A 25,302-nucleotide genomic window follows, 5' to 3' on the forward strand; every position below is an offset into this window, starting at 1 on the left:
GCTGCCCTCGAGTATGCCGCTCTCCCTTCATTTCAAATGGCGCGACTGGAGCGTGACATGATGCAAAAAACGTGGTTTGGTCGCATCGGCCTCATTCTTTCAATTCTGGCGTTCCTGGCAATTGGCAATCCGGCAAACGCCCAGACCGCTGACGCACCGATCACTTCGACTGGATCTTTAGAAGCAGCTCAAAATGCTTCCGTGCCCGCGGATGACCTAAGCATTTTCCTCTTACCGTTAACCGGCGCCGATCTCGCCCTTGTCGCTGAAACCTGGCAAAGTCATACAAGAAACTTACTCGAAGGTTTGTCTGCGACAAACCTTGCCCTCAGGCAGGCAACAGGCGCCCAGGAAAAAGCGCTTCGCGCGCGTTTTGCCGAGGAAAGCGAAGCAATCACAGTCACCATGGAAAAGTATCAGATGGTTCTGGACGCCTGGTCGGCCAAGGGTGGCGCCGATGAGGATGTCGCGGCGCATCGTAGCTATGTTACAGCTGTGATCGCTGGCACCCTGAAGACGACGGACATAAAGACCCTTTTGGCGAAGGCGTGGGGCTGGTTGACGTCCAGCGATGGCGGTCTGGGTGTGGTGTTCGGAATACTGGGCGTTGTCGCGGCAATCTGGGTCATGATGATAGTGTCTCGCATCGTGCGCAACATGGCACACCGTGGTCTTGATCGCGTGCCGACCATGTCCCGTCTGCTGAAATCCTTCGTCATCGGTTTGGTTTATTGGGCGACGCTGGTTCTGGGTGTGCTGGTCGTGCTCGGACTGTTTGGCGTGAATGTCACCCCGCTTTTTGCGGTTTTCGGCGGTCTTTCCTTCATCCTCGGCTTCGCGCTTCAGGAAACGCTGGGCAACCTTGCCAGTGGCCTGATGATCATGGTTCTGAAACCTTTTGACACCGGCGACTACATCCAAGTGGGCGGAGCATCCGGTACGGTGGATGAAATGTCCGTTGTTTCGACCAAGATCCGAACATTCGACAACCAAATCATCATCGTGCCCAACAATAAGATATGGGGCGACACCATAACCAATGTGAGCGCTGCAGAGGAGCGGCGCGTCGATCTAGTATTCGGGATCGGCTATTCCGATTCCGCAGCACGAGCCATCGAAGTATTGCAAATGCTCGTAGAGAGCCACCAGGCTTGTCTTGCCGATCCACCGCCGGAAATCTTCGTTGGTGAATTAGGCGAAAGCTCGGTCAACATCTTTTGCCGACCTTGGGTCAAGTCGGAGGATTATTGGGACGTCTACTGGGACCTGACCGGTCAGGCCAAGGATCGCTTCGATGCAGAAGGCATCTCTATCCCGTTCCCGCAACGCGACGTTCACCTCATCCAATCGCCAGAGGCGGTTTGAGCGAAGCCGGTTCTGTTGCGAAGTTTTGGTTGGATGACAAGAACGCGCTGTGGCAATGGGTTTAAGAGGCGAGTTGCGCGAACTGGCGAAATGGAGAGAGTCCGGGTGTAATTTGGCCTTTGCGGATCATGTGAGCCACTTCGATCCCATCGAGCGTTGCCGCCGCTGAAGAGAATGCCTTGAACCCCAGCATTGGCCGAGTGCGTTTCTTAATGAAACGATGATCCTGTTCCACGATGTTGTTCAGGTATTTCCGTCTGACCATCTCGATTGGGATCGGACAACCAAAGCCTTTAAGCATCTTGTTGATTGCTTTGATACCAGCGGTATTCGCACCGCTCTTGTCGATGACAATCTTTCGTGGAAGTCCGTTGCATTCCAGCATTCGGGCGAAGAATTTGGTGGCCGCGGGTTTGTTTCGACGCTGCGAAAGCATAAAATCAAGCGTTTTCCCGTGCTTGTCGACAGCTCGATAGAGATAGACCCAGTTGCCTCTCACCTTGATGTAAGTCTCGTCCATTCTCCAGGAGCGGTCGCACGGTCCCTTTCGACGACGCGCCGCTTCAGCGATTGCGCCTGCATACCGCGTCACCCAGCGGTTCAGTGTAGTGTGATCCACTGCAACGCCTCGCTCATGCATGATCTCTTCCAGATCGCGATATGACACACCGTATCGGACATAGAAGAACACTGCGAAGAGGATCACATCTTTCGGATACTGTGCGCCTTTGAAAGAGATCATAAACAAACTTTCGACTTCAATATTTCGATTTCCATTCACTCGAAGCACTAGTGAGAGGCAACAGTCAAAAGTTTGCAACAGATCCTCGGCGGCAACATCACCGTCGTTGGTGTCGAAGGTTTCGCCTGGTATCGCCACGAAGCGACCGTCGAGGCCGGCGGTATCGGACGCGAATTCGAAGACCGCGCACGCGACATGGGCGCTGCCGTGCCCGAAAGCCAGTCGCTGAGTTACGAGATCGACAGCGAGGGCTTCAAGCTCGTCGCCGATCGTCGCAGCTCGTGCGCAGTCAAAGAAGCGTCCAACGCTGAGTTCATGGCGCATGGACGAGACCTATATTCGTGTTCGCAGCAAATGGATGTACCTCTATCGGGCCGTCGACAAAGCTGGGAATACTCTTGATTTCATGCTGTCCGAGCGCAGGAACCGTCCAGCAGCAGCCAGGTTTTTTGCCAAAGCGCTGTCTTCAAATGGAATCGCGAGCAAGATCGTCATCGAAAAAAGTGGCGCCAACGCGGCGGGCGTTCCAGAAGTGAACAAAATCCTTAATCGGTTTGGCTGCCCAGCCAAGATCCAAACGGTCAGGTCCAAGTATCTGAATAACCTGATCGAACAGGATCATCGATTTATCAAGCGTCGCGTACGGCACATGTGTCGGTTCAAATCGTTCAGATCCGCATCAGCCACTTTGGACGGCATCGAAGTCGCCGATATGATCCGGAAGCGGCAATTCCCAAGCGATACGACTTCCGGCTTTCAGCTACTAGCCGAGATCGCAGGATAGGTGTATCCAGTAAGTCGCTGACTTTGGCCGTTCCAAATGTTTGCGACACATCCTTCCAGAAAATGTAACGAACCGGTAGAGAGCTGGCACAAAGCCGTTAGACAAAATGAGGTCGCAATGCTTCAGATCAGACAAGCCGTAGGAGCTGATGCCGCCGAGATGAGCCGAGTCCTTATCGATATTCTCGACAAGTGGAACAGCACCAGGCCCGGTTCGGAGGAGCATGTCCGTGGCTTCTATATAGACCATCCTGACAGCATTAAATGCTCTGTTGCATCTGATGAACAGGGCAGGGTGGTCGGGTTCCAGTCACTGAAGATTGCGCGATCCGGGAATGACTACGAGGTCCCGTCTGGATGGGGGGTCATTGGGACCTACGTCAGCAGTGCCGCATTGCGTCAAGGCGTCGGGTCTGCTCTGTTCCGCAGCACCCTTAACGCCGCTTCGGATGCCGGTATCCGTTCGATTGATGCAACGATTGGCGCGCAGCATTCGGATGCACTTGGCTATTACGATGCAATGGGGTTCCGGACCTATCGCAGTATCGAGGGTGCGGTCGGTAAGCGGTTTGATTTGCCGTAGAGACGTTTGGTTTTCGGCGCTGTGAGTGCTTGGTTGGTGCAGTTCCTGCGTCCACCGCATACGCTCAAGGATGGCGCCCATAAACGCCTGCACCTAACTGGCTTCACTCGATCGGCAGTGTCACCGTAGGTCGTGCGGCAGAAGGTCTTCCGGCATGTTCTGGTAACAAACCGGTCGAAGGAACCTGCGTATTGAAAGGGTTCCAACCGAGGTTGCCCCAAAATTGGTGCTGGCCGGGTAGGGGCCGCCGTGAACCATGCTGTCACAGACTTCCACCCCGGTGGGGAAGCCATTGGCCAGCATCCGCCCGGCTTTGCGCTCCAGAACCGGAAGCAGGTCTTGGGCAAGCTGTGCGTCATCCGCATCGATATGCAAGGTGCAGGTCAATTGACCGTGCAACGATTGCGCAACTGCAAGCATCTCGTCGCGCGAACGTGCCTTGACGATCATTCCGACCGGGCCAAATACTTCCTCACCCAATTCCTTGTTCGCCAGCCATTCGGCTGCGGTTGTTGCAAACAGGCTGGGCGTGGCCTGCCGGAGATCACAGCCCGAAGTCATGACTGAGTGCACACCTGGTGCGGCGGCTAGCCGGTCGCGCCCGCTTTGAAACGCCTCGGCGATCCCCCGGGTCAACATGGTTTGGCTCCCCACCTGACCCAAAGCGGTCGAAACGTCTTGTGTGAAGGCTTCGGCCTCTGGTCCTTCCAGCATCATTGCGACCCCGGGATTGGTGCAGAACTGCCCCGCCCCCATGGTCAGCGACCCGACCCACCCCTCGGCAATCTGGGGGCCACGGTTCGACAACGCTTGTGGCAGGATGAACATCGGGTTGATCGAGCCCAGTTCGCCAAAAAACGGGATTGGATCTGGTCTTGATGCGCAGAGATCGAACAGCGCGCGCCCTCCGGCCAGCGAACCCGTGAACCCGACAGCCATTATAGAAGGATGTTGAACCAGTGCGGTTCCGACCGCGCGGTTGCCGCCCTGGATCTGGCTGAAGACGCCAGGGTGCAGGACCAGGGCTTTTATGGCGGCGTTGATGGCCTGAGCCACCAGGTCACTGACGCCAGGATGCGCTGAATGGGCCTTGACCACAACGGGGCAACCGGCGGCAAGCGCGGCGGCGGTATCGCCGCCCGCCGTCGAAAAGGCCAGCGGGAAGTTCGATGCACCAAAGATGGCAACAGGTCCGATGGGGCGTTGCATCATGCGCAGATCGGGCCGCGGCAGGGGGGCACGGTCGCGCAATGCCTTGTCATGACGTCGGTCCAGATAGTCCCCGGCCTCGATATGTTCGGCAAATATCCTGAGCTGCCCCGTGGTGCGCGCACGTTCACCAACAAGACGGGCCTCTGGAAGACCCGTTTCCTTGATCCCCATATCGGTGATGTCATCACCCCGCGCATCGATCTCGTCGGCAATCCGGCGCAGGAAACCAGCCCGTGTGTCGCGGTCGGAATAACCATAGGACCAAAACGCGTCCTCGGCCGCCTGGCAGGCACGATCAACAAGGTCCGGAGTTCCGACAGCAAAGCTGTCAGCCTTGCCATTGACCGGTTCGTTGGTGAATAGCGCCTCACCCCCGATCCATTCGCCTGCAATCAGATGCGTGGTTTTCAGCATTCGATCTCTCCCATTCTCAATCCCGTGCCCAATAGCTGTCAGGGGGTGGGCCGAAATCAATCAGGGCGCAGGAATAGACGGCGGTTTCATCAAACGGGTATCGCGCCTCGATTGCCGGTGTCAGGGTCAAACCCAGACCCGGCGCGGTGGGCCGCATGAGTTTGCCATCAACGATCCGGCCCTGATCGCCCATCATCTCACGCCCCAAGGGGAAATCCAGCATGGGAAACTCGACCAGTTTGCCACCTGCAGCAAAAGCGGCGTGATAGCTTGCCATGATCGCGGCAGCACCGCCCCAGGCGTGAACGACGACCGGGGTGTCTTTGGCCTTGGCTGCTTCGAAAACATCCATGACGGCAGAGATACCCCCCATGACCGAGGCGTCAGGCTGAACAAAATCGTAAACATCGTCATTGATGCGATCGATCATTTCTTTTGGTGTTGTGATGATCTCACCGCCGCATACATCGACATCAATGTGCGACCGCAGTTCCCTGAACCCTTCCGGCGCGTCCGGTCCAATCGCTTCTTCGACAAAGATCATCCGCCGGTCGGTGATGGCGTGAACGCTCTCGACAAATGTCACCACATCGTCGACGTCCTGCGGCGGGTCGGCGAGGTTCTGGCACATGTCAACGCCCACTTCGATCCCGCGCCGACCGGCCTCTTCCAACACCCAGGCGGTTCGCAGGATATCACTTTTGATCGAGCGCATCTTGTAGGTTTTGATCCCGAGGTTTTCGAGAAGATCCAGTTCACGTTGGAACTGCTCTTTTGCATCGCAACACCCGCCTGACCCGTAGATTGGTATTTCCGTCAGGTCGGTGCCGCCCAGAAGATCGTAGACCGGTATGCCGAGAGATTTGCCTTTTGCATCCTGAAGCGCGATTTCAAAAGCCGCGATCACGTGACGCGCCGCACCCTGAAGCGACCAGTAGTCGCAGAGCGACCGCAGATCGCGAACGCGACCGGCAATGTCGAACCCATCCTTGCCCACCACCTGCGGTGTACACAGATCAACGATAGACTTGAACACGAAAGGGGCAAACACAGCGAGATAACCTTCGCCCAATCCGGTTACGCCGTTGTCCAGGGTCACCTCGACCATGCCGATCGTCCGCTTGGGACCATTGGGAAAGCACTCTTTGATCTCCGGGTTATCCGCGTCGGCATAAGGTGAGCTCAGCAGCACGCAACGGATGTTTTCAATCTTGGGCATCAGTATCCTCGTCTCATATCAACGGTTCCAATCAACGCGTCACCCCGCCGGTAGCGGGCGAGATTGGCCAGAAAATGATCAATCTTGCGGTCAACCTCGTCCCGGGTGCCGCCGCCCGTGTGTTGGGTCAGAATGGTGTTGGGGCAGGTCCAGAGCGGGTCTTCCGGGTCGAGGGGCTCGTGCTCTGTCACATCGAGCAAGGCCCCCGCCAGGCGTCCTGAGTTTAGCGCCTTGACCAAAGCAGGCTCGACGACCAGAGACCCGCGGCCCAAATTGACGAAGAACGCGGAGGAGGGGAGAAGACCGATCCGCCGTTCATCCATCATGCCGCGGGTCTCTGGTGTATCGGGAACAGCCGCCACAAAAACCTCGGTGGCGGGAAGCTCCCGGTTGAGCTGATCGGGGGCCAGATCGGTCCCCAATTGCGTTATGGAACATCCGAAGGGCGCCAGTAATTCGCCAAGACGGCGATTGATGGCGCCGCGACCCAGCATCGTGACACGCGCACCGCCCAGCACTCGCAGCTTGGCGCGCAAGGGATCACCGATCCATTCCCGACGATCCTGAAGCGTGACCAGTTCGTTGACACCGCGCATCAGTGCCAGAATGCCGGCCAGCGCGCTTTCAGCCACGGGTTCGGCAAAAAAACCGGCAAGATTGGTCAGCGCGATCTTTTCGTTGATGGAACCCCAATCCAGCTCGAGATATTCGCCAAATCCAACGGATTCAAGCTGAACCCACCGCAGGTGTTCCGCGCTTGTGATCTGCGCGGGATCCGGATTGCCAAACACGATTTCTGCGGTGCCGATTGCGTCGCCGTAACTCAGACGGGCACCGTCGACAGCAACTTCCAGCCGTGTCTGCTGCGCTGGGGTCAACTCAAGCTGTACTGAAATCTCGGTCACCCGCAGGCCCCTCGTGAAATCCAGATCGTTTTGGTCTGCAGATACTGATCCATCGCCTCGACACCATTGTCGCGTGACAGGGATCCCGACTGGCGATAACCGCCAAAAGGCGTCTTGATGTCACCTTCGGAAAAACCGTTGATCGACACCGTGCCGCAGGGCAGCCGCTGCGCCATGTGCAATGCGCGGTCAATATCGCGGGTGAACACGGTTGCGTGGAGGCCATAGATCGAATCCGAGGCAATTTCCAAAGCCTCTTTCATGCCGTTCACGGGCAGAACGCCAAGCACCGGGCCAAAGATTTCCTCGCGCGCAATCACCATTTCTGGCGTGACGCCACCAAACACCGTGGGTTCGACGAAAAAGCCGGGGCCATCCGGCACAGATCCGGTCAAAAGACGGGCGCCTTCAGCGCGTCCCTTGTCAATATACCCGGTCACGCGGGCCATGTGGTCCTGGGTCACCATCGCGCCAATATCCGTTTCCGGATCAAGCGGGTTGCCGACCTTATAAGACTTCGCCCGTGCCACAACGCGGTCCAGGAACTCATCCGCTATCCGCGCGTCCACAAGTTGACGCATGTTGGCAGAGCAGTTCTGACCACCGTTCCAGAATGCGGATGTCGCGGCGTGCTCGATCAGGTCATCGTTCAAGTCGGCGTCGTCCAGCACAATGAACGGGCTCTTGCCACCCATTTCAAGGCCGACAACCTTGAGATTGCTTTCACCCGCATATCGGAGGAAATAGCCGCCGACCTCGGTGGAACCGGTGAATGAAACGATATCTATGTCGGTGTGACGCCCAATGGCTTGTCCGGTTGTTTCGCCCAATCCGGGCAGCACGTTCAGGACACCGTCCGGCACGCCTGCTTGCTGTGCCAGTTCGGCAAGCCGAAGCGCTGTAAGTGGCGTTTGTTCCGCTGGTTTGACAATGCAGGAGCATCCCGCAGCCAATGCGGGTGCAAGTTTCCAAGCTGCCATAAGAAGGGGAAAGTTCCAGGGCAGCACAAGCCCGACCACCCCCGCCGGTTCCTTGACGACAAGCGCCAGCGCATCCTCGCCGGTGGGCGCAACTTTACCAAAGGACTTATCCGTCAGCTCGCCATACCATTGGAAGAAACTGGCAACTTCCGTGCCGATTTCGTGCAGGCAGTCGGTGATCGTTTTGCCGCTGTCGAGGCTTTCCAGAACGGCCAGGTCTTCGGCGTTTTCCCGAACCAGTTCCGCAAGGCGCAACAGGACCTCTTTGCGATCCTCGGGTGCAGCGCGCGACCAGGACCCGTCATTGAAGGCACGACGCGCAGCTTTGACGGTCCGATCCACATCGTCCCCTGAACAATGGGCGACCGACGCGATTTCCTCACCCGTAGCGGGGTTGAGTGTCGGAAAGGTTGCCCCGTCTGACGATGCGCAGAATGCGCCGTCGATGAAGGCTTTGTGTGGCAGGTTCAGTTTTTCAGCGCGTGCTGTGGTGTGTTCCAACGTCATCGTCATGATCAAGCCCTTTCTCGAAAGCCAACGGGTGTCAGTTGCGCCGGACAGAAATGTGCCAGGGGATAAGCAATCGCTCTGCGAGTGTCACAAGGCCGAAGAGGCACAGACCCAGAAGCGTCAGGAAGAAGATACCGGCGAAGGCGAGGTCCGGGCGCATGTTCCCCGTGACGATCTGGATATAGAACCCGAGCCCCTCATCCGAGCCGATGAACTCTGCAATGGCGGCTCCGACCGTGGCGTTGATCGCCGCGTATTTGAAGCCAACGAAGCACTGGGGCAGGGCAGCCGGCAGTCGGATCTTGAAGAATGTGCGCCGGACACCCGCACCGGTCGAACGTGAGAACAGCGTCAGTTCCTCGCTGAGCGAATTGAAGGCCAGAATGGCGTTCAGAACGATGGGGAAAAAACAGACCAGGAAAACAATGATCACTTTTGGCAGCAGACCGAAGCCGAGCCACGAGATGAAAAGCGGCGCAAAGGCGATCTTGGGCACCATCTCGATGCAGACGATAAAGGGATAGATGGTGCGCTTCAGGATCGATGAAAACGCAATCGCAAGGCCGAGCGGCAGCGCCAGGGTGATGGCGATCCCGTATCCCAGAATAACCTCGAGCCCGGTGACATAGGTATAATACAGCAAACGGTCGAGATCGGCGGCGCCCTTTTCAATGATCACCGATGGAGGTGTCAGGACGTAACGGGGGATGTCGAACCAGAGGACCGCATATTCCCAGAACAGAAAGAAAGCGATGAAGAAGGCGATGAACATCCAGGAGTTCATCAGCCGAAGCTTCAGTGCCGCGAAATATGGTTGTTTCCTAAATAACGCCATAGCCCCTGAAGATCTCCTGTGTTTCGCGCACATAGGCGGTGAATTCGGGCGAGGTTTTTACATCGAAGTCGCGCGGATAGGGCAGATCAATCTCGATGATGCGTTCGATCCGGCCCGGGCGCGGCGTGATGACGGCCACGCGGCTGGAAAGCTGGATCGCCTCTTCGATCGAATGCGTGACAAACAGCACCGTGGGTTTTTCCTGCATCCACAGGCTTTGCAGATCCTGGCGGATGCTCTCGCGTGTCATCGCGTCGAGCTTTCCCAGTGGTTCGTCCAACAGCATTGTGCTGGGCGCGTGGACCATTGCCTGACAGAACGCGGCGCGTTGCTGCATTCCGCCGGACAGCTCATATGGGTGCCGATCCGAGAAATCCTCCATATGGACAGACTTCAGCAGGCTTTCGACCTTGTCTCTGTGTTTCGCGGGGTCCAGCCCGCGCATCTCAAGCTGCAATTCTATATTGCCGCGCACCGTTCGCCAGGGCACCAACGTGTTGTCCTGAAACATAATACCGATGTCGGTTTGCGGGCCTTTGACAAGCTTGCCACCGATACTGACGGTTCCTTCAGTGGGTTCCAACAACCCTGATGTCATGAGCATCAATGTGGACTTGCCGCATCCTGACGGACCCAGCAGCGATATGAATTCGCCCTCTTCAACTGTCATATCAACTGGCCCGAAGGCATGGACGGCGTCGGCTCCCGATCCGAAGACCTTTTTTACGCCCGAGAATTCTATCCGGTGGCTCATGATCCAGTGCTTTCCAAAAATGTGGCGGGCGACCATAGGCAATCGCCCGCCTGCGCGTGGTTTGGTGTCGGCTTTGACGAGATGTTAGTCGACAAACTCATTGGTATAGAATGAGGCCGGATCGGCGTTGGGATCGAGGTCGTTATATTCCTTCATCAGGTTGACCATGCTTTCCCAGTCCGAAGGCACGTTGTAACCGAGCTTTTTGTCAGCATTGGCGCCGGAGTAGAGCAGTCCCAGGGTCACATCGAGGACCGAACGCGATTGCGCTTTTCCTTCATCCTCGGCCATCGTGCCACCGACGATATCGGCAATGGCCGCAACTGCGCGATCCGGGTCGGCTTCGGTTTCCGAATAGGATTTGACCGTTGCATCGACAAAGCGGTTGACCAGATCGGGATTGCTTTCGACCAATTCTTTGCGCGTCGAAATGCAGTAGCCCACCTGATCAACACCGTAATCGGAGTAGGGGAACAGGATCGGATCTTCCCCGCCATTGGCCCGGATTTCAGCCGGTTTGTCATCAAGGCCGCCCAGAATACCCACGGCGTCACCGGATCCTTGCAGATAAGCTGACACCAGCGCTCCGTCTGGTACGTTGGTCACGTTGACGTCTTCCTCGCTCAGGCCCGCATTGGCAAGAACGATCGGAAAGAAGGTATTCACACCAGCATTGGCGGTTGTCAGGATCGTTTTGCCTTTCAGGTCTTCAATGGACTTCACCCCGCTGTCGGGACGCACGATCACAGCTTCGGCCCCCATGGCGTCGATGACGGCGACCGAGATGATTTCTGCCCCCTGCGAGGCAAGGCTGATCAGCGCCCCGCATGAACCATAGGCAAAATCGCTGTCCCCATTGGCAACCAGGCGGTGCGCGGAACTTGAACCGTTGCCCGAGCGGATATCGATATCGATACCGGCCTCATCATAAATCCCGGCATCCTTGCCGAGCGCAAAGCCCGCATGGCTGCCATAATACATCCAATTGAGGCGCAGCCGTACATCGTCTTCGGCCATGGCGGCATCCGTTGCCAGCAAAGTCGCTGCAATGGCGACCGCGGTTGCCTTGATTGTTCTTGGTGTCATTGTTGTGTCTCCCTTTCTTGGATTGGTCTGCTTGAATTGCCGTTCTCTCGCGGCTTAGTTTGATTGCGGGGTCAGTCTGGGAACGCCGATTGCGTGCATCATGGATTGTGTCTGTTCCCGGTAGACTGGACGGATATCGCGGGTAGGAGGGCGGCAACGGCTGGACGGAAGTCCGATCAACTCCATGCAGAGTTTATCCAGATATCCATCACCACTGGTGAACTCGCGCTCGATCTCGACCCATAGCTTGTAGAAAGGCATACCCTCTTGGACCAGCATCCTGGTGATTTCGGGATAGTTCTCGGCGCGAACCTCGTTGATCAGCTTGATCCCCCATTCCGGCCAGAAATTGCAATGATGCACCTCAAAAGCCTTCGCACCGAGTGACGGCATCGCGCTCATGCCAAAAAACAGGTTGTTGTCGATGATCGTGAACCGGTCCGAGAAATGCGAGCAGACATCCTCGAATTCCATTGCGTCACTTCTGGGGGCGGCCCATTTCAGACCCACGATGTTCGGTATTTCAGCTAGCCTTTCGACCATCGAGAAACTGAGGTTTTGGCTGGTCCAGAAGGTATTGTAGATGATGATCCCAACCTCGGGCGCCGCGTCCGCGGCCGCACGGATATACTCCTCGAAGTCGCGTTCGGTGTGGGCGAAGTAATAGGGGCAGGATACCTGAATAAAGTCAGCTCCGATCCGCGCTGCGGACTGGGCGAGTTTGACAAGTTCAAGGGTGCTGGTTGTTTGTGCCCCCATGGCGATCGGTACGGCACCGGCCGCTTCGTCGATGACGATTTCGGCTACATTCAGCCGTTCGTCGAATGTCATGGTCGAGAAGTCGCCGGCCGCACCGCCAGCCAACAAAGTCGCGTATTCTTCATTCAACCCGGCATCGATCAGGAATCGTACATATTGGCGCAGCGCCTGTTCGTTGACTGCCATATCCGCATTGTCCTGGAAGGGCGTCGGAATGGTGACATAACAGCCTTCGAGCCTCTTTTTAAGTTGATCCAAACCTTTTCCCCTTTGTTCAGGCACAGCCTCGCCACGGCAGAGAAGCTCGTCCTCTGCGCTGCCTTTTCGGCGCCACAACGTTCCAGAAGTTTGTTGAACTGACTTTTTCGCAGTTCCGTCTCGAACCAGTTTTTAACAGTTCTGCGAGAACTAATTGACAAAAAGTGCCAAAGAAAAAACATTTATTGCCAGAACTCAGAAAATCAAAGGCCGAAATTGATGAACTCACCACACGCTCTGACTCGATTCGCTTTCGTGCTCGAACCGGAATTTCCGATCTCTGCGGTGATTCTGGCCAGCGAGGCTTTGCGTATCGTCAACCAGAATTCGGGCATCGAATGTTTTGCCTGGCAATTCGTCAGTGAAGAAGGGCAGATGGTCCGGGCCAGCAACGGAATGTGGCTGCAGACAGATTGTCGTTTCGAAGATGCGATACCGGCTGATGTGGTTCTGTTGTTTGAAGGCAACCTGCCCACGCAGCACGTTTCGCGGCGGCTTTTGGGGTTTTTGCGAAGCGCCGCCCGTTTTGGTAAAACAGTTGGTGGTGTAGATACCGGCGCATTTGCGCTGGCACAGGCGGGGTTGGCGGCAACCGATGGCAATCCAGAAGTGACGCTGCATTGGGAGGCGGTCCCGGCTTTTGTCGAGCGATTTCCAGCATCATCGCCCCAGAACTGCATCAACCTTTCCGATGGCAATGTGGTGCACTCAGCAGGTGGGATTGCGTCTTTCGATTTAATGCTGGACCTGATTGCGCGGTTTTCTGACGAGGCAATGGCCAACGAAGTCGCCAACGCGATGATACATTCGCGCCGCCCGCAGTCGGACAGGCAGCGCACGGATCACCAGCGCGCGTTCAACTCCAGCCATCTTGCCAATGCCATGGTGCGCCTGATGGAGCAAAACCTGGACTTTCCCCTGTCCCTGGACGAAATGGCCGACGCGCTTGATACCTCAAAGCGTACTCTTGCTCGGACAAGCGAAGAGACTTTCCAGGTTTCGCCCATGCGCCTTTATCTCAGAATAAGGCTTCAGGCGGCGCGGAATTACTTGTTTTATGAGGAACATAGTATCAAGGACATCGCGACAGCCTGCGGATTTTCCTATCCGGCGGCGTTTTCGCGTGCCTTTCGCCAGCAATTCGATGTCACACCATCCGAGTTTCGCAAAACGTTACGAAAACGGCAGCGATTGTCCGTACACCCCGAAATCCACCGTTTGATCAGGACCCAGAGCTCATGACCGAAGATGCGTTTCGTCGTGATCGAGAAAACCAATCAGCAAGCGATTTTGATGCCATCGAGCATACGACCTTTTAATCCGCAGTTGTACCAAGCAGCTCAATGTTGAGCTCGGCCATCTGGTGGAGTTCGGGACTTTGAATCTGGGGTCGACTTCGGAATAGGGCGTAATAACACGTTAGCGAAAGCGACCGCTCTACGATTGATATCAAAGACCGAAGCTGCCCCCAAAGTGGTTGAGGTTGTGGTCTAGATCGCTCTGCTTGGCCCATTCTCGAAAAAAGCCGGTCGCGAACGCGCAGTGCCAATCGCGGTAAATGTGGAACGCTCGGATCTCATGACAAATTCGGTTGCCAGGCTTCCTGATTCAACAATACTGACGGAGGTCTGCAGATAGACGATGTTTATAGCGGGCTTTCAGTTCGGCTTTGCTGCAATAAAACCGAAAAGACATTCGTTTTTCAAAGGAACATTTTGGCGCTACGTTTTTCACGCTTGCCCAAACCGCTACCAGCTGATCCGCACCGGCGACATAGCCCAGATCATCGTCGCCTCTTCTGCACGCCGGTTCCGGAAGCGGTGCGCAATCATCGAAGGGTAGGAGAAGCTGTCACCGGCGCTTAGAACGATGACCTCATCTTCCAAGCGCAATTCGACTTCACCGGTAAGCACCATTGCGTGCTGCTCACCCTCGAAGACGTAACCCTCCAGCGGTTCAGGCGGGTTCCCGGCGCCCGGCGCAAACCGCGACAGGATCAGATAGCATTGGCCCGACAAGGTGCTGGAGAGAAGTTCATCTTCAAAGCCGAGTTCTTCTTTGGACCGGGTATACATGCCCGACAAGGGCCTGCGGTTTTCGGCCCGCACCACATGGCGGATCTCCAGCGGGCCGGCACCGGACCGCTTAGGGAAAAACCAGTCCGGATCGACTTGCAAAGCGGCGCTGATTTCCGACAGGAGCGGTTCGGACACACGTGCAGAACCAAGCTCGATCCTGCTGAGGTAAGCCATTGAACAGGATATCTGGCGGCTCAGCTCTTTAAGCGTCATCCCCCGCGCTTTGCGCACTTCGCGGATTTCAGAGCCGAGGAGCTCAGCATCAGTTTCTGGGTTTGAATCGTCCATACGTTAGTTTTGTTGAACTCATCCGAAAGTTTCAACTGCTCAAGTTGCCCAACCATGCACTGGCGCCGCGAAAAAGGGGACGCCCCCGGACAGGTTATTGCCCTGCGGCTTGCCGCTGCAGACGCGCGCATCAGCTGGACCGGGACAGACTTCCCATACTGTCCGCAGAACCGTCTGCCGCATTCCAGGCAGACAAAACAGGAGCAACCTGAGTCGCGGTTATCGCGGCACAGGAAGACCGGACAGCGATGAAACAGCCGTCGGCGGCTGCAGTTCTTGATGCTGAAGGCTGAATGCAAGTTTCAGATTTCACGGGCAAAAAATTCACTGACAGGATGACAAACTTACTCCTGTGAATAGTTGATTTTTCGGCAAAGAATCAACTAAGTTGAAAATAACTCAAAAATTCAACTTCAGTGGAGGAAAGATGCGTTTCGATCTCATTGCCAATTTCAGCCCCGGCGAAACCATCCCCTGGACCAGAGCGCTCGAAATGATCCTCGAGCAATGTTCGCTGGCAGAAGATGCCGGCTTCACCACAGCCTGGTTCACCGAACATCACTTTGCCCACAACGGTTTCATGAACGCGCCGCCAAACCCGATCCAGATGTGTACGCATGTGGCGGCACATTGTAAGAAACTACGAGTTGGCACGGCGCCCATCATCCTGCCGGACTGGCACCCCCTGCGTGTCGCGGAAGATGTTGCGATGCTGGACAACATGACCTTAGGGCGTGTCGATTTCGGCGTGGCCAAAGGGATCAACGAGCGGTCCACCATCCAGTTCAATATCGACGCTGACCGGCGTGACAACGCCAAGGTGATGAGGCTCTATCAAGAGTCGCTGGAGATAATCCTGAAGGCTTGGACCAATGAGGCTTTTACCCATAAGGGCGAATTCTACCAGTTCCCGGTTCCCGGCTGGAAGGAGAAGAACCGGTTCTTCGAGCCGCTTGACCCGCGTTATCACGACGAGGACGGCGAGTATAAGGCGATGTATGTGCATCCGCGCCCCTATCAGCCCGGCCACCCGCCGGTCTGGCTGATGTCGAATGCACCGCCGACCTTCAAGCTGGCGGGCGAAAAGGGCTGGGGTGTGATCTCGATGTCGGCGGGCCCTAAAAGCACGCTTGCCTGCTGGGATGCCTATCGCGCGGCGCGGTCCGAGCGCGAAGGCCGCGATGTTCCGCGGGGCAAAGGTGTCGGGGTCTGCACGGCGTTCTATGTCGGAGAGAGTATGGAAGAAGCCGTGAACACCATCCGCGGCCCGATCAATGCCTATTACGAATTCCTCGGCGGTGCGCGCCCAGCCGGCGAATGGACCAAACACGGCTACCTGGATATCGGAGAGGAGATGGCGCCAGAGGACGAGGCCATGGACTGGTTCGACTTCCTCAACAAGCGTGGCATCATCGTGGTTGGGGACGCGCAGTATGTTGCGGAAAAATTCGCCGAAAAGCAGGAAACCATCGGCCTGGACCACCTTATGCTGATGCAGCAGTACACAGGCGTCCCGTACGAGAAGATCCTCGCCAGCTGGCACCGGCTGTTCGAACATGTCGTCCCCCAGTTCGGCACCCAGTCGATCACTCAGAAACGGGAGCTGGAACGTGCTTGAGATCTGGGGCCGCCCTTATTCGTCCAATGTGATCCCGGTCATCTGGACGGCAAATGAGCTGAAGCTTGACTATACGCTGCAACTGGCTGGCGGCAGTTTCGGCAAGCTGGACACGGAGGCCTATGCCCGCGTCAACCCCAACCGAATGATCCCGGCCATCCGGGATGGGGATTTCGCGCTTTGGGAAAGCCTCGCCATCGTCCGCTACCTCAGCGGCCGTTATGGGGAGGGGTCTTTGTGCCCTTCCGATCAGCAAACCCGCGCGGTTGCGGATCAATGGATGGAATGGAGCGCATCCATTGCCTTCCCTCCGGTGATCCAGCTGTTCTTTGCCACCGTGCGCACCCAGCCCGATCAGCGCGATCCGGCACGGATTGCGACCCTTAGGGATGACGCAAGCAAGGCCCTGGCTCTGCTGGACGCGCATCTGTCGCAGCAGCCGTATGTTGCGGGGGATGCCTTCACCATGGGCGACATTCCTCTGGGGTGCGTGGCGTACCGCTATTTCAATGTCGAGGTTGACCGGCCGCCGCTGCCGCATCTTGAAGCCTGGTATAGGCGCCTGTGCGAACGCCCGGCCTATCAGGATCACGTCATGCGTTTTTTCGGCACCAACCCCGATGAATGGCAGGCCCTGGAAAAAGCCAGCGCCACAGAAGGAGTGTTGTGACATGGATAAAAAAGACTATCGCCGTGCGCTCGGATCGTTCCCGACAGGGGTAACCATTGTCACGGTTTTTGATGAGAAAGGCGAACCTTGGGGCCTAACAGCCAATTCCTTCACCTCGGTCTCGCTGGAACCTCCCGTGATCTCTGTATGTGTCGCAAAATCCGGACGGGTATTCCCCACCCTCAAGACCTCGACCAGGTTTGCCGTTAACATCCTGTCGGATCAGCAGCGCGATCTGGCAATGCACTTTGCCAGCAACACCGAAAACCGATTTACCGGAACGCCGTGGGAAGCACAGCCCGATGGCGCGCCATTGTTCCCCAATGCCTCGGCGCGGCTGGATTGCGTCGTGCATGAGCGGGTCGATGCGGGCGACCATGAAATCCTGCTGGGCCGGGTCGTCTACTATGATCACTGCCCCAATCCGCCGCTGACCTTCTGCCGGGGCGTCTTTTTCCCGGCCGCGCTGCCGGAGGTAACGGCATGAATGATGCACTGACATACCACACCCGGTTCTCGCCACAGGAATTCGACGCGCAGTACAATCTGCGTGCCGGGCGTCCGGACTACGAGGAAACCGTGGTTCCAGCCTGGATCCAGCGCAGTGAAACGGTGCGGGAGACGCTCGACTGCACGCTGGACGTCCGGTATGGCGACGGCCCCAAGCAAAAGTTTGATGTGTTCAAAGGCGGCGATGCTTCCGCACCGGTACTGGTGTTTTTCCACGGCGGATACTGGCAGCGCGGCGACAAGTCTGTTTACAGCTTCATTGCCGAACCCTTTGCCGCCGCCGGGGTGAATGTCGTCCTGCTGGGGTACGACCTCTGCCCCACAGTCTCGATCACGCGGATTTCGGAGGAGGCGCGTGAAGCGATGGCCTATCTCTGGCGCAACGCACCGGATCTCGGCATCAGCCGCGACCGGATCACTTTCATGGGGCATTCGGCCGGCGGGCATATCACCCAGATGATGATGGCGACGGACTGGCCCGCCTATGCCGAAGACTTGCCTGCGGATCTGATCAAAGCAGGCATCCCGGTATCGCCGCTCAGTTATCTGGAGCCCGTGCGCCTGACCGAAGCGTTGAACTCCGGTATCCGCATGGATGCCGCCGAGGCCGAGCGCGAAAGCCCGATGACAAATCATCCGCCCGTCACCGACGCGCCGCAACTTGTTGTGGTGGGGGGCAAGGAGACGGATGAGTTCCACCGGCAGGGCCGGATGTATGTCGAAAAGTATCAGACCGGAAGCCGGTCAATCGGTTTTTACGTGGTCCCCGGTGTGGACCACTTTGACGAGCTGAATGTGCTGACGGATCCATCTAGCGAATTCTTCAAGAAAACCTGTGCCATGCTTGGCCTCAACAGAAAGAGTGAAACATGACTGAACTTACCCGTGACCTCGTGGATGCCGTTGGCGATGCATTTAACGCAAACGACATCGATGCCGTAATGAAGTACTTTGCCCCGGACGCTGTGTTCGATCACGCCACCGGGCCGGAGGTATTTGGCAGCCGGTTCGAAGGGGCGGAGACCCTGCGCGGTCTGTTTGCCGGCCTGTTCGAGAAGGTCGAGAATGTGCATTGGGAAACGCTGGACTGCCGCATCGCGGGCGATAAGGCCTATTGCGAATACCGCAAGCGGGTAACTCACAAAGACGGCTCCACTGAGGATTACCACAGCGTCGACATCCTGACCTACCGCGACGGCCTGATCGTCCGCAAAGACACCTACTACAAGCACCGGGCCGCCTAGGGTCAGGATTCATAACCAGTATATGACGGTTGCCGCGAGTGCGATGGCTGATAGGAAGACCTTGGGGCAACGGTCGTAGCGTGTTGCCACGCGCCTCCAATCCTTGAGCCTGCCAAACATGATCTCTATGCGGTTTCGCCGCTTGTATCGGCGTTTGTCGTATTTGACGGGCGTCTTGCGCTGCATTCGGCCGGGGACGCAGGCGCGTATCATCGCCGCGCGGTCGAAAGCGAAGACGAAGCTTTCTTCTTACGCATTTCGAATGTCGGCGATTACCGCTATGAAGGGGCAGATCTGGGCATCCTTGTCACCAGGGGTAGATCGATGACCAAGGGGTTCCAGCTCAAAGCCAAGTCGAAGAACTGGATCGCAGGCATCAAGAACGCATTTTCGGCCCGTCCGCTGCCCTCGGCTCAGGCATTTGAGGATCCGGCGTTTAAGATTATGTAGGCCGAATGAAACTTACTTTTCGTGCCGTGGAAGAAAAAAACCCGGGCAGAAGCTGTCGGCAATTTTTTCGGAATATCGAAATGCCTACATTCAATGGTGGGCAAGCGAAGGATTATCGTCGCGTCCAACATACTCTGAATGCCGCCATGCGGTGAAAACATACATGCCGGAAATGCTCGAACCGTACGACATGCTCTGCGCTGCCTTTGGCGCAGGCGACTTGGAGGCACGGTTTCTGAGTTTCTATTGCCCGCCGCGCAATCTGGCCGGGTGCAGCCAAGCGATCTGGCAGGGATCAGAACCGCTGATGGTGCGGAACTATGACTACGATTTGGCTGCCTTTGACGGGATTTTCCTGACGACCGCTTGGTCCGGTCGCCAGGTAATGGGCACGTCGGATGGGCTATTTGGATTGCTGGACGGCATGAATGATGCAGGGCTTACTGTCTCCCTGACATTCGGCGGTCGCCGTGAGGTTGGCGAAGGCTTTGGGGTTCCCCTGATCCTACGGTACCTATTGCAGACCTGTTCGACAGTAGATGAGGCAAAGAGTGTTCTATTTCGCGTCCCGTGCCATATGAGTTACAACGTCACGGTTCTGGACCGGGAGCGGAACTTTTTCACAGCCTATCTTGCTCCGGACCGACCGACACTCATTACCCGCGCAGCTGTTTCAACCAACCACCAAGAGCGCGTGGAATGGAAGAGCCACGCGCGTCTCACAGCGACGGTCGAGCGAGAACGATACCTTCTGCACCGCCTGACTTTGCATCCTGAGACGAAAGAGCTTTTCGTCCGGGCCTTTCTCAAACCGCCACTTTACTCGTCTGCCTTTGATCGAGGTTTTGGAACGCTGTACACCGCAGCTTATCACCCCCATAATCTGTCCGCCGAACTCCTCTGGCCAGGCAGGAGATGGCAAAAAAGCTTCGATCAGTTTAATGCGGACAGTGTGAAGGTTGTCTACCCGCGACAACTGGCTTGAAGCCTGATGCCTGCCGTAAAACACGATGCCTATTTTGAGTGTACGACTTTCCTCTAAAGAAAAACTCTTCCGCGCTAGGGCCTGGGAAATTAGTCGTGATGATCCCGGCTTCGCCGTGCGGAAACGTGGCAAGGGTTATGCTGTCGCTGTGCATCTAGATGATTGGCTTGGTGGCAGGTAGGGCAAAGCGCAATCGCGATCTCAATGCTCTCGCCGGTCTCGTAGTCAAAGCAATGTTCCTGTCCACAGAGTTCGAGAATCTCTCCGCGTTGGATCAGTTCCGATACGGTGGCGCCGCAGTGATCACAGAACCCATTTGCGAGAGCGGCTTTGAGATCGGGCAAATCCACAGTTTTCTGAAAGTTGCACTTACTCTTACTCATATCCTTCCAAAACCCCACTCAACGTACTCAATCATATCTCGGTGGTGTTAGATTTCAAGGTTCGGCGATGTGATTAAGGTGGCTTGCGGTTTTGGCCCAGCTAATCCTATGAGCTGCGTTTTTGCCGCGGATTTAGTCTAGCGAGCATTCAACTAAAGGATTCCGCGAGACTACGAAGCTGTTGCGCGGCCTGGCCTGGTAACCCGTCTGCCTCGCTCTCATCGAACACCGCATAGGCGGCATATGCAAAACGGGGCGCAGCCTCGGCCAAAGCGAGCCACCCTTCCTCAAGCTCTCGTTTGATCACGCGCTTGGGAAAGTACCCGGCTGCGGGAACTGACTTCAGGTACTGAAGACCCAGGGTTCCGATACCAAGCTGAAGGCGCGGCGTGTCGAGCTCTGGAAAGTTCAATAGATGGTCGGCCCGGAATTCAGGGCCCCAATCAATCAAAACGTAACTGTCATCCTGAACAGTTGGAAGGGCGTCAGGGCCGCTGGTGACCAGGACAAACTCATCTTCAAAGAGTTGTAGCGCAGATAAGCCCGACACGCTTCGCGGCCGGTACAAGACTGCAATATCGAGGTTTCCCTCCTCAATCTCACGAGTCAGGGCCTCGGAAGAAGCGGCTGACGCCCTGAATGCGACATCTGGCAGCGATGTCATTAGCCCCGGTAACGCGTTGGTCAGGTACCCGTCCCAAAGGCTTGGAGCCGCGCCGATTTCCAGCGCGGCCGTCATTGAGGTTGGAAGGCTCGCGTCCAACTTTGCCTGTGTCCAGGTGCGCACAAGAACTTGTGCATGTTTTAGAAAATGCCGCCCTGCTGGTGTCAGGGTCGCGCCGGATTTTCCTCGTTCGAACACAGACTGGCCAAGTTGCTGCTCAAGCGTACGAATCCGCATGCTCACTGTCGATTGCGTGACATGAACCTTGTTCGCAGCATCGAAGAAGGTACCGGTTTCAACAACGGCCAGAAAAGTTCGGGCAAGTTCAATGTCCATGGGTTACCTATTGGAATTTCCGATATTATCTGCGAGAAAAATTCGTTATTCAACACGATACCTTTGTGCCATATTCCGATTGTAGCGCGAAAGTGCCCCCACCAGATCGGAACGCTAATCATCAGTTCTCATTTTGTAGTGGAGATCCCGACCTGAGGAGCCGTTGCAATATGAAACCAGTTGAATTGCCACCGACACCGGAGCGCTACACCAACCCCACTATGGGCGAGCCGCCCATTTTCTTATGGAGAACAAAAATGAGTCGAGTTTCCTTTGTTGCTCTGCTCTCTTCGTTGTTTGCTGTTCCGGCATTCGCCATGCCCGCTGATCATGACATGGACGGTGATGGCCTGGCGTCGCTGGCGGAGCTTCAGACCAAGTATCCTGAAGTCTCAGATGATCTTTTCCTCGAGATCGACGCAAATGCAGATGGTTTCATCAATGACGACGAATTGGTTGCCGCCGTTGATGCAGAGCTTCTCCCCGGTCCCGCAGGGGATCAGTAAGCAAAGGTCGCCACGGTTATGAGGAAGCCCATCCCACCCCATAAATGGCTGCTTGCCGCGATGGGTATCTGGTTGGTTCTGTCCCCGTTTGTCCTGTTTCGTGAGGAAACTCTGTTGCAGGGCATGGCTGAACTTGAAGCTCTCGCCTTCATGGCCGTTGGCATTGGTGCCCTGGTCATGTCCGGCGCTGACGGCCGGAGCCACCTTCTCGCACGGGTGGCTCCGGTATCGGCACTTGGGTTTTCTCTGATCGCCGCACCTGCAGCGCTGAACTTCACGGGCCACATTGTGGCAACGGCCAATGCTTGGCTAACGGGATCGGCGCTGATCGCGCTCGCCGTATGGGAGGTAATGGTGAGCCGCGGATTGCGAGCGGTCTCGTAAACTGGCGCGGGGCGGGCAACTGCCCCGCGTTTTTACATTCAGACTATCTAAATGATCTCGTCTTCATCGAACATTGGATCGCCGTCGAGCTGATTGGCGATCATGTCGACCCGCATTTCAACATCTGCGCTCGTCGTTTTGGCGATATGAAACAAGGCGTCGCCCTCGTGCACAAATGGCAAGTTGGTGCGGCCCACAATGATGCCGTCAGACTCTCCAAGAACATCCATTCTAATTTCACCAAACGGGTCCGAGATCCGGCCGAGCAAGTCGCCAACCTTCACATATTCGCCCGCTGCCTTGAACGTTCTCAACAAACCACCGACCGGAGCGCGTACCCAGGAACTTGTCCTTGCGTGAACCGGCGCCTCACGCACGGTGGCGATGCCACGCTTGGCGACCATGCCCATCGCGTTCATAACCCGAAGGATACCTGCGAGACCCGCCCGTGCCGAAGCGCTGCTGCGCCAGATCGCCGAGAACGCGGGTGTCGACGGTGCGGTTGTTGCTGGCAAGGTTCGTGAAAACGAAGACGCTGCATTCGGCTTCAACGCTCAGACCGAAGAATATGGCGACATGTTCTCGTTCGGCGTGATCGACCCGGCCAAAGTTGTTCGTACCGCTCTGGAAGACGCGGCATCGGTTGCTGGCCTGCTGGTCACTACCGAAGCTATGGTTGCCGACAAGCCTGCCAAAGAAGGCGCAGCACCTGCAGGCGGCATGCCCGACGTGGGCGGCATGATGTAAGCCAAGTAGATGGAGAAGGGGGCTTTGGCCCCCTTCTTTTTTGGTATCCCAACATTTCCGCGTCGAGGAAAGCCTATCCAACCTTCCTTAACAGCGAATATGTGAAACATGCGCCTCCGCGCAATTTAGAAGACGGAGCGGGGAACATTAGCCGAGTTCGGAGATGCCTGATCCATAGGCATTAGCCCCCGGCGCGCCCAACTTCCTTCAGGATCTTGTTGGCACCCAGAATGATGTTATTGGCCAAGTCCTGGACTAGAACCATGTGGAAGTTATCAAAACTCCGCACAGTTCGACCCTCTTCATTGATGACCAACTCGTGAATACTCTAGGCCTAACGTGCGATCTTATTGCACGCCCAATGGGCGCGTTGGGGTTACGACAAAAGGCGCAGAAGAATATGTGCATCGTGGTTTTGGCCACTGTAGAAGACGGCGAGCACTTGAACGACCTGTTCGTCATCGTCGACTTCAAAATAGATGATCGCCTTGTTCTTGGTTACATTCCGAACGCTGTTGCCGAGATGCGGTCGTAAGGTGCCCTGGTGTGGAACGTTCACCAGGCTTTCGAGGCTCTCCTGAATCTCCATTACGCGCTTCTCAGCGCGCAGAAAAGCACTCTCCAGATCGTCGCCAAAGTGCTCAGCGGTTTCGACAAGATAGTCAAATATGAGATCAAGATCTGCGGTGACTTCTTCGGCGCGAACGACCTTATAGACCACGCGCGGCCCGCTTGCGTGCGATCATGTCTTCGGTGCGCTTTTTGCCCTCTTTGAGAGTAACGAAGGTTCCGTTACGACGTTGATCCAGCAGCTCTCGCAGTGCATCAGTGTTTCGCGATTGCTCACGCATCAGTTCAAGCCCATGTTGAAGGACGGCGGACAGGCTAGCATAGTGGCCCTGGTCGACAAGATTTCGCGCGTAGGCATCTTGTGACTCGGTTAGGGATATTGATGCTTTGACACTCATATCGGGCCTCGTATGTACTACTGAGTAGTATGGGAGCACGGCGAAAAGCTGTCAATATAGCGCGCGCACGGGCGTAAATTAGCGTGACAACACCAATATCATTCGTCGGTCACGCGGAATTCACCTGAGGCGGCATCTGTTGGAGGTTCTCCGAATTCGTCTGAGTTCAGACCTCTGCGAATGAGTTCGCGAATGGCAGCAGCTCTCGATGGCAGGCGGTTTTCGAACCGCCAATCGTCGATTGCCTTTAGTTCTTCCTGATCAAGCATCAATTGGAGCTTTTCGGTCCGCTTCGGAGGTCGGGGTTGGTCAGTCAATTTCTTGAGCCTTAACTTACGTCACTTACTCCAATGATGTAAGCCAATGCACTTCCATGTCTACAGCAAACATTGCAGGCACTGTTGGGAGCGTCGGTCAATCAAGCGATGGAAGAACCACGGGGAAGGTCTTTTGCGTATGTTAAGTATATGTTTTTATTTGCTATAATCCGTATACCGCCTATCTTTGTATCAAGAGAAAAGCGGAAGAGGTGAAATATGACACAGCAAGTCCTGAGACCCGAAGCGCAAGATGAAACGCATGACACAGGTATCGACAAGAATGCCTGGATCGCAAATGAAGTGACGGAAATCCTGTCCGACAGCATGTTGTTGATGGTGAAGACACAAGGGTGCCACTGGAACGTTGTTGGCCCCCTTTTTCTGCCGATCCACGAGTTAACTGAACGGCTGTATCGCGACCTGTTCGAAGCAATTGATACTTTGGCGGAACGTATCCGTGCACTGGGGCATGTAGCGCCAATCTCCTTCACTGACATGATCAGCCAGGCCAAATTGACCGAAGAAGAGACCGTTAAGGACGCTCACGGGATGATCAACCAATTGATCACCGACAACGAAACCGTTGCACGCAAACTGCGCGAAACGGCAACGCTCGCATCGCGCCACGGTGACGGAGCAACCGAAGATCTGATGAACACGAGAATGGCGAAACACGAAGAGGCTGTTTGGATGCTCAAAGCCATTGTAGCGACCTGACCGCTCGTCGCCAAAAGTCAGGTTGATCG

At 56.2% G+C, this 25,302-nt stretch carries 28 protein-coding genes and 5 pseudogenes; 16 read left to right on the plus strand and 17 right to left on the minus strand.

Going from position 1 to position 25,302, the window contains the following annotated elements:
* Positions 1–36 precede the first annotated feature (36 nt).
* On the plus strand, positions 37–1,365 hold the full coding sequence (locus ACRZ96_RS11230; RefSeq protein WP_480814571.1) for a mechanosensitive ion channel family protein: 1,329 nt from the start codon (positions 37–39) through the stop codon (positions 1,363–1,365).
* A gap of 61 nt (positions 1,366–1,426) precedes the next feature.
* Here the strand turns inward: ACRZ96_RS11230 and ACRZ96_RS11235 are convergent, their stop codons facing one another.
* Positions 1,427–2,107 (minus strand): IS6 family transposase, encoded by a 681-nt coding sequence (locus tag ACRZ96_RS11235; protein ID WP_170514674.1) that lies wholly within the window; start codon positions 2,105–2,107, stop codon positions 1,427–1,429.
* Between the two features lie 84 nt (positions 2,108–2,191).
* Here ACRZ96_RS11235 and ACRZ96_RS11240 point away from each other — a divergent pair.
* The 3 genes and pseudogenes from ACRZ96_RS11240 to ACRZ96_RS11250 all read left to right on the plus strand — a co-directional run.
* A pseudogene (locus ACRZ96_RS11240) lies at positions 2,192–2,380 on the plus strand (pyridine nucleotide-disulfide oxidoreductase); the annotation flags it as partial.
* Positions 2,379–2,891: pseudogene (locus ACRZ96_RS11245) on the plus strand (IS6 family transposase); the annotation flags it as partial. The pseudogenes ACRZ96_RS11240 and ACRZ96_RS11245, both read left to right, overlap by 2 nt.
* A 117-nt stretch (positions 2,892–3,008) precedes the next feature.
* Positions 3,009–3,473, plus strand: coding sequence for an N-acetyltransferase family protein (locus ACRZ96_RS11250; RefSeq protein ID WP_480814572.1), 465 nt, complete (start codon positions 3,009–3,011; stop codon positions 3,471–3,473).
* 120 nt (positions 3,474–3,593) lie between these two features.
* Here ACRZ96_RS11250 and ACRZ96_RS11255 read toward each other — a convergent pair whose 3' ends face one another.
* The 8 genes from ACRZ96_RS11255 to ACRZ96_RS11290 form a co-directional block, all read right to left on the minus strand.
* Positions 3,594–5,099: an aldehyde dehydrogenase (NADP(+)) gene (locus tag ACRZ96_RS11255; RefSeq protein WP_480814573.1), complete on the minus strand. Its 1,506-nt coding sequence runs from the start codon at positions 5,097–5,099 to the stop codon at positions 3,594–3,596.
* A 16-nt stretch (positions 5,100–5,115) separates the two neighbouring features.
* On the minus strand, positions 5,116–6,318 hold the full coding sequence (locus ACRZ96_RS11260; RefSeq protein ID WP_480814574.1) for a mandelate racemase/muconate lactonizing enzyme family protein: 1,203 nt from the start codon (positions 6,316–6,318) through the stop codon (positions 5,116–5,118).
* On the minus strand, positions 6,318–7,223 hold the full coding sequence (locus ACRZ96_RS11265; protein WP_480814575.1) for a D-2-hydroxyacid dehydrogenase: 906 nt from the start codon (positions 7,221–7,223) through the stop codon (positions 6,318–6,320). The genes ACRZ96_RS11260 and ACRZ96_RS11265 overlap by 1 nt, the downstream gene beginning before the upstream one ends.
* Entirely contained in the window at positions 7,220–8,710 is a 1,491-nt protein-coding gene (locus tag ACRZ96_RS11270) for an aldehyde dehydrogenase (RefSeq protein ID WP_480814674.1), read from the minus strand. Before ACRZ96_RS11270 ends, ACRZ96_RS11265 begins: the two co-directional genes overlap by 4 nt.
* Before the next feature lie 37 nt (positions 8,711–8,747).
* The gene (locus tag ACRZ96_RS11275; protein ID WP_480814576.1) at positions 8,748–9,581 is read right to left on the minus strand and encodes an ABC transporter permease; all 834 of its coding nucleotides are present in this window, start codon (positions 9,579–9,581) and stop codon (positions 8,748–8,750) included.
* Entirely contained in the window at positions 9,535–10,302 is a 768-nt protein-coding gene (locus ACRZ96_RS11280; RefSeq protein ID WP_480814577.1) for an ABC transporter ATP-binding protein, read from the minus strand. Before ACRZ96_RS11280 ends, ACRZ96_RS11275 begins: the two co-directional genes overlap by 47 nt.
* An 84-nt stretch (positions 10,303–10,386) precedes the next feature.
* Positions 10,387–11,388, minus strand: a complete 1,002-nt coding sequence (locus tag ACRZ96_RS11285; protein WP_480814578.1) for an ABC transporter substrate-binding protein — start codon at positions 11,386–11,388, stop codon at positions 10,387–10,389.
* Positions 11,389–11,442: 54 nt separating this feature from the next.
* Positions 11,443–12,405: a dihydrodipicolinate synthase family protein gene (locus ACRZ96_RS11290; protein WP_480814579.1), complete on the minus strand. Its 963-nt coding sequence runs from the start codon at positions 12,403–12,405 to the stop codon at positions 11,443–11,445.
* Positions 12,406–12,624: 219 nt separating this feature from the next.
* Here ACRZ96_RS11290 and ACRZ96_RS11295 point away from each other — a divergent pair, with 219 nt between their 5' ends.
* On the plus strand, positions 12,625–13,647 hold the full coding sequence (locus tag ACRZ96_RS11295; protein ID WP_480814580.1) for a GlxA family transcriptional regulator: 1,023 nt from the start codon (positions 12,625–12,627) through the stop codon (positions 13,645–13,647).
* A 506-nt stretch (positions 13,648–14,153) separates the two neighbouring features.
* Here ACRZ96_RS11295 and ACRZ96_RS11300 read toward each other — a convergent pair.
* Positions 14,154–14,771: a helix-turn-helix domain-containing protein gene (locus ACRZ96_RS11300; protein ID WP_480814581.1), complete on the minus strand. Its 618-nt coding sequence runs from the start codon at positions 14,769–14,771 to the stop codon at positions 14,154–14,156.
* 427 nt (positions 14,772–15,198) lie between these two features.
* Here ACRZ96_RS11300 and ACRZ96_RS11305 point away from each other — a divergent pair, with 427 nt between their 5' ends.
* Genes ACRZ96_RS11305 through ACRZ96_RS11325 form a run of 5 tightly spaced genes read left to right on the plus strand, consistent with a single transcriptional unit; the run spans position 15,199 to position 18,813 of the window.
* Entirely contained in the window at positions 15,199–16,389 is a 1,191-nt protein-coding gene (locus ACRZ96_RS11305) for an LLM class flavin-dependent oxidoreductase (protein WP_480814582.1), read from the plus strand.
* Complete coding sequence (locus ACRZ96_RS11310; protein ID WP_480814583.1) at positions 16,382–17,059, plus strand: glutathione S-transferase family protein; 678 nt, start codon at positions 16,382–16,384, stop codon at positions 17,057–17,059. Before ACRZ96_RS11305 ends, ACRZ96_RS11310 begins: the two co-directional genes overlap by 8 nt.
* A gap of 1 nt (position 17,060) precedes the next feature.
* Entirely contained in the window at positions 17,061–17,546 is a 486-nt protein-coding gene (locus ACRZ96_RS11315) for a flavin reductase family protein (protein ID WP_480814584.1), read from the plus strand.
* Positions 17,543–18,442 (plus strand): alpha/beta hydrolase, encoded by a 900-nt coding sequence (locus ACRZ96_RS11320; RefSeq protein ID WP_480814585.1) that lies wholly within the window; start codon positions 17,543–17,545, stop codon positions 18,440–18,442. Before ACRZ96_RS11315 ends, ACRZ96_RS11320 begins: the two co-directional genes overlap by 4 nt.
* On the plus strand, positions 18,439–18,813 hold the full coding sequence (locus tag ACRZ96_RS11325) for a nuclear transport factor 2 family protein (protein WP_170514641.1): 375 nt from the start codon (positions 18,439–18,441) through the stop codon (positions 18,811–18,813). Before ACRZ96_RS11320 ends, ACRZ96_RS11325 begins: the two co-directional genes overlap by 4 nt.
* Positions 18,814–18,822: 9 nt before the next feature.
* On the opposite strand, the pseudogene ACRZ96_RS11330 reads toward ACRZ96_RS11325, so the two are convergent.
* Positions 18,823–19,023 (minus strand): annotated as a pseudogene (locus tag ACRZ96_RS11330) (transposase); the annotation flags it as partial.
* Between ACRZ96_RS11330 and ACRZ96_RS11335 the strand changes: the two are divergent.
* Together ACRZ96_RS11335 and ACRZ96_RS11340 are read left to right on the plus strand one after the other, a co-directional pair.
* Positions 19,015–19,263 (plus strand): annotated as a pseudogene (locus tag ACRZ96_RS11335) (biotin carboxylase); the annotation flags it as partial. The pseudogenes ACRZ96_RS11330 and ACRZ96_RS11335 overlap by 9 nt on opposite strands.
* The gene (locus ACRZ96_RS11340; protein WP_480814586.1) at positions 19,235–20,248 is read left to right on the plus strand and encodes a C45 family autoproteolytic acyltransferase/hydolase; all 1,014 of its coding nucleotides are present in this window, start codon (positions 19,235–19,237) and stop codon (positions 20,246–20,248) included. The pseudogene ACRZ96_RS11335 and the gene ACRZ96_RS11340, both read left to right, overlap by 29 nt.
* Before the next feature lie 89 nt (positions 20,249–20,337).
* On the opposite strand, the gene ACRZ96_RS11345 is transcribed toward ACRZ96_RS11340, so the two are convergent.
* Together ACRZ96_RS11345 and ACRZ96_RS11350 are read right to left on the minus strand one after the other, a co-directional pair.
* Positions 20,338–20,631 (minus strand): hypothetical protein, encoded by a 294-nt coding sequence (locus ACRZ96_RS11345; protein ID WP_170664629.1) that lies wholly within the window; start codon positions 20,629–20,631, stop codon positions 20,338–20,340.
* Between the two features lie 148 nt (positions 20,632–20,779).
* Entirely contained in the window at positions 20,780–21,631 is an 852-nt protein-coding gene (locus ACRZ96_RS11350; protein WP_170514644.1) for a LysR family transcriptional regulator, read from the minus strand.
* Positions 21,632–21,801: 170 nt separating this feature from the next.
* Here ACRZ96_RS11350 and ACRZ96_RS11355 point away from each other — a divergent pair, with 170 nt between their 5' ends.
* Both ACRZ96_RS11355 and ACRZ96_RS11360 read left to right on the plus strand, forming a co-directional pair.
* Entirely contained in the window at positions 21,802–22,137 is a 336-nt protein-coding gene (locus ACRZ96_RS11355) for an EF-hand domain-containing protein (RefSeq protein WP_480796161.1), read from the plus strand.
* An 18-nt stretch (positions 22,138–22,155) separates the two neighbouring features.
* Positions 22,156–22,521 carry a hypothetical protein gene (locus tag ACRZ96_RS11360; RefSeq protein ID WP_170514648.1) on the plus strand — a complete coding sequence of 122 codons (366 nt, stop codon included), beginning with the start codon at positions 22,156–22,158 and terminating at the stop codon, positions 22,519–22,521.
* Positions 22,522–22,568: 47 nt separating this feature from the next.
* Here ACRZ96_RS11360 and ACRZ96_RS11365 read toward each other — a convergent pair whose 3' ends face one another.
* The gene (locus ACRZ96_RS11365; protein WP_170514651.1) at positions 22,569–22,940 is read right to left on the minus strand and encodes a succinylglutamate desuccinylase/aspartoacylase family protein; all 372 of its coding nucleotides are present in this window, start codon (positions 22,938–22,940) and stop codon (positions 22,569–22,571) included.
* Between the two features lie 34 nt (positions 22,941–22,974).
* Here ACRZ96_RS11365 and ACRZ96_RS11370 point away from each other — a divergent pair.
* Positions 22,975–23,268: pseudogene (locus ACRZ96_RS11370) on the plus strand (TCP-1/cpn60 chaperonin family protein); the annotation flags it as partial.
* 376 nt (positions 23,269–23,644) lie between these two features.
* Here the strand turns inward: ACRZ96_RS11370 and ACRZ96_RS11375 are convergent.
* The 3 genes from ACRZ96_RS11375 to ACRZ96_RS11385 all read right to left on the minus strand — a co-directional run bounded on the left by ACRZ96_RS11375 (position 23,645) and on the right by ACRZ96_RS11385 (position 24,553).
* Positions 23,645–23,989 carry a type II toxin-antitoxin system RelE/ParE family toxin gene (locus tag ACRZ96_RS11375; protein WP_170514262.1) on the minus strand — a complete coding sequence of 115 codons (345 nt, stop codon included), beginning with the start codon at positions 23,987–23,989 and terminating at the stop codon, positions 23,645–23,647.
* The gene (locus ACRZ96_RS11380) at positions 23,979–24,236 is read right to left on the minus strand and encodes a type II toxin-antitoxin system ParD family antitoxin (RefSeq protein WP_170514265.1); all 258 of its coding nucleotides are present in this window, start codon (positions 24,234–24,236) and stop codon (positions 23,979–23,981) included. Before ACRZ96_RS11380 ends, ACRZ96_RS11375 begins: the two co-directional genes overlap by 11 nt.
* Before the next feature lie 98 nt (positions 24,237–24,334).
* The gene (locus ACRZ96_RS11385) at positions 24,335–24,553 is read right to left on the minus strand and encodes a ribbon-helix-helix domain-containing protein (protein WP_170514250.1); all 219 of its coding nucleotides are present in this window, start codon (positions 24,551–24,553) and stop codon (positions 24,335–24,337) included.
* A 219-nt stretch (positions 24,554–24,772) separates the two neighbouring features.
* On the opposite strand from ACRZ96_RS11385, the gene ACRZ96_RS11390 reads away from it, so the two are divergent.
* The gene (locus ACRZ96_RS11390) at positions 24,773–25,273 is read left to right on the plus strand and encodes a Dps family protein (protein WP_170514269.1); all 501 of its coding nucleotides are present in this window, start codon (positions 24,773–24,775) and stop codon (positions 25,271–25,273) included.
* Positions 25,274–25,302 lie beyond the last annotated feature (29 nt).

It is taken from the genome of Ruegeria sp. CF1, from assembly GCF_056537445.1.

Excerpts from the sequence above, each read along its gene's own strand:
- ACRZ96_RS11230 (WP_480814571.1), top strand. The coding sequence starts at position 37 with ATGGCGCGACTGGAGCGTGACATGATGCAAAAAACGTGGTTTGGTCGC.
- ACRZ96_RS11235 (WP_170514674.1), bottom strand. The coding sequence starts at position 2,107 with ATGATCTCTTTCAAAGGCGCACAGTATCCGAAAGATGTGATCCTCTTC.
- ACRZ96_RS11250 (WP_480814572.1), top strand. The coding sequence starts at position 3,009 with ATGCTTCAGATCAGACAAGCCGTAGGAGCTGATGCCGCCGAGATGAGC.
- ACRZ96_RS11255 (WP_480814573.1), bottom strand. The coding sequence starts at position 5,099 with ATGCTGAAAACCACGCATCTGATTGCAGGCGAATGGATCGGGGGTGAG.
- ACRZ96_RS11260 (WP_480814574.1), bottom strand. The coding sequence starts at position 6,318 with ATGCCCAAGATTGAAAACATCCGTTGCGTGCTGCTGAGCTCACCTTAT.
- ACRZ96_RS11270 (WP_480814674.1), bottom strand. The coding sequence starts at position 8,710 with ATGACGTTGGAACACACCACAGCACGCGCTGAAAAACTGAACCTGCCA.
- ACRZ96_RS11275 (WP_480814576.1), bottom strand. The coding sequence starts at position 9,581 with ATGTGCGCGAAACACAGGAGATCTTCAGGGGCTATGGCGTTATTTAGG.
- ACRZ96_RS11280 (WP_480814577.1), bottom strand. The coding sequence starts at position 10,302 with ATGAGCCACCGGATAGAATTCTCGGGCGTAAAAAAGGTCTTCGGATCG.
- ACRZ96_RS11285 (WP_480814578.1), bottom strand. The coding sequence starts at position 11,388 with ATGACACCAAGAACAATCAAGGCAACCGCGGTCGCCATTGCAGCGACT.
- ACRZ96_RS11295 (WP_480814580.1), top strand. The coding sequence starts at position 12,625 with ATGAACTCACCACACGCTCTGACTCGATTCGCTTTCGTGCTCGAACCG.
- ACRZ96_RS11300 (WP_480814581.1), bottom strand. The coding sequence starts at position 14,771 with ATGGACGATTCAAACCCAGAAACTGATGCTGAGCTCCTCGGCTCTGAA.
- ACRZ96_RS11305 (WP_480814582.1), top strand. The coding sequence starts at position 15,199 with ATGCGTTTCGATCTCATTGCCAATTTCAGCCCCGGCGAAACCATCCCC.
- ACRZ96_RS11315 (WP_480814584.1), top strand. The coding sequence starts at position 17,061 with ATGGATAAAAAAGACTATCGCCGTGCGCTCGGATCGTTCCCGACAGGG.
- ACRZ96_RS11320 (WP_480814585.1), top strand. The coding sequence starts at position 17,543 with ATGAATGATGCACTGACATACCACACCCGGTTCTCGCCACAGGAATTC.
- ACRZ96_RS11325 (WP_170514641.1), top strand. The coding sequence starts at position 18,439 with ATGACTGAACTTACCCGTGACCTCGTGGATGCCGTTGGCGATGCATTT.
- ACRZ96_RS11345 (WP_170664629.1), bottom strand. The coding sequence starts at position 20,631 with ATGAGTAAGAGTAAGTGCAACTTTCAGAAAACTGTGGATTTGCCCGAT.
- ACRZ96_RS11350 (WP_170514644.1), bottom strand. The coding sequence starts at position 21,631 with ATGGACATTGAACTTGCCCGAACTTTTCTGGCCGTTGTTGAAACCGGT.
- ACRZ96_RS11355 (WP_480796161.1), top strand. The coding sequence starts at position 21,802 with ATGAAACCAGTTGAATTGCCACCGACACCGGAGCGCTACACCAACCCC.
- ACRZ96_RS11360 (WP_170514648.1), top strand. The coding sequence starts at position 22,156 with ATGAGGAAGCCCATCCCACCCCATAAATGGCTGCTTGCCGCGATGGGT.
- ACRZ96_RS11365 (WP_170514651.1), bottom strand. The coding sequence starts at position 22,940 with ATGAACGCGATGGGCATGGTCGCCAAGCGTGGCATCGCCACCGTGCGT.
- ACRZ96_RS11380 (WP_170514265.1), bottom strand. The coding sequence starts at position 24,236 with ATGAGTGTCAAAGCATCAATATCCCTAACCGAGTCACAAGATGCCTAC.
- ACRZ96_RS11390 (WP_170514269.1), top strand. The coding sequence starts at position 24,773 with ATGACACAGCAAGTCCTGAGACCCGAAGCGCAAGATGAAACGCATGAC.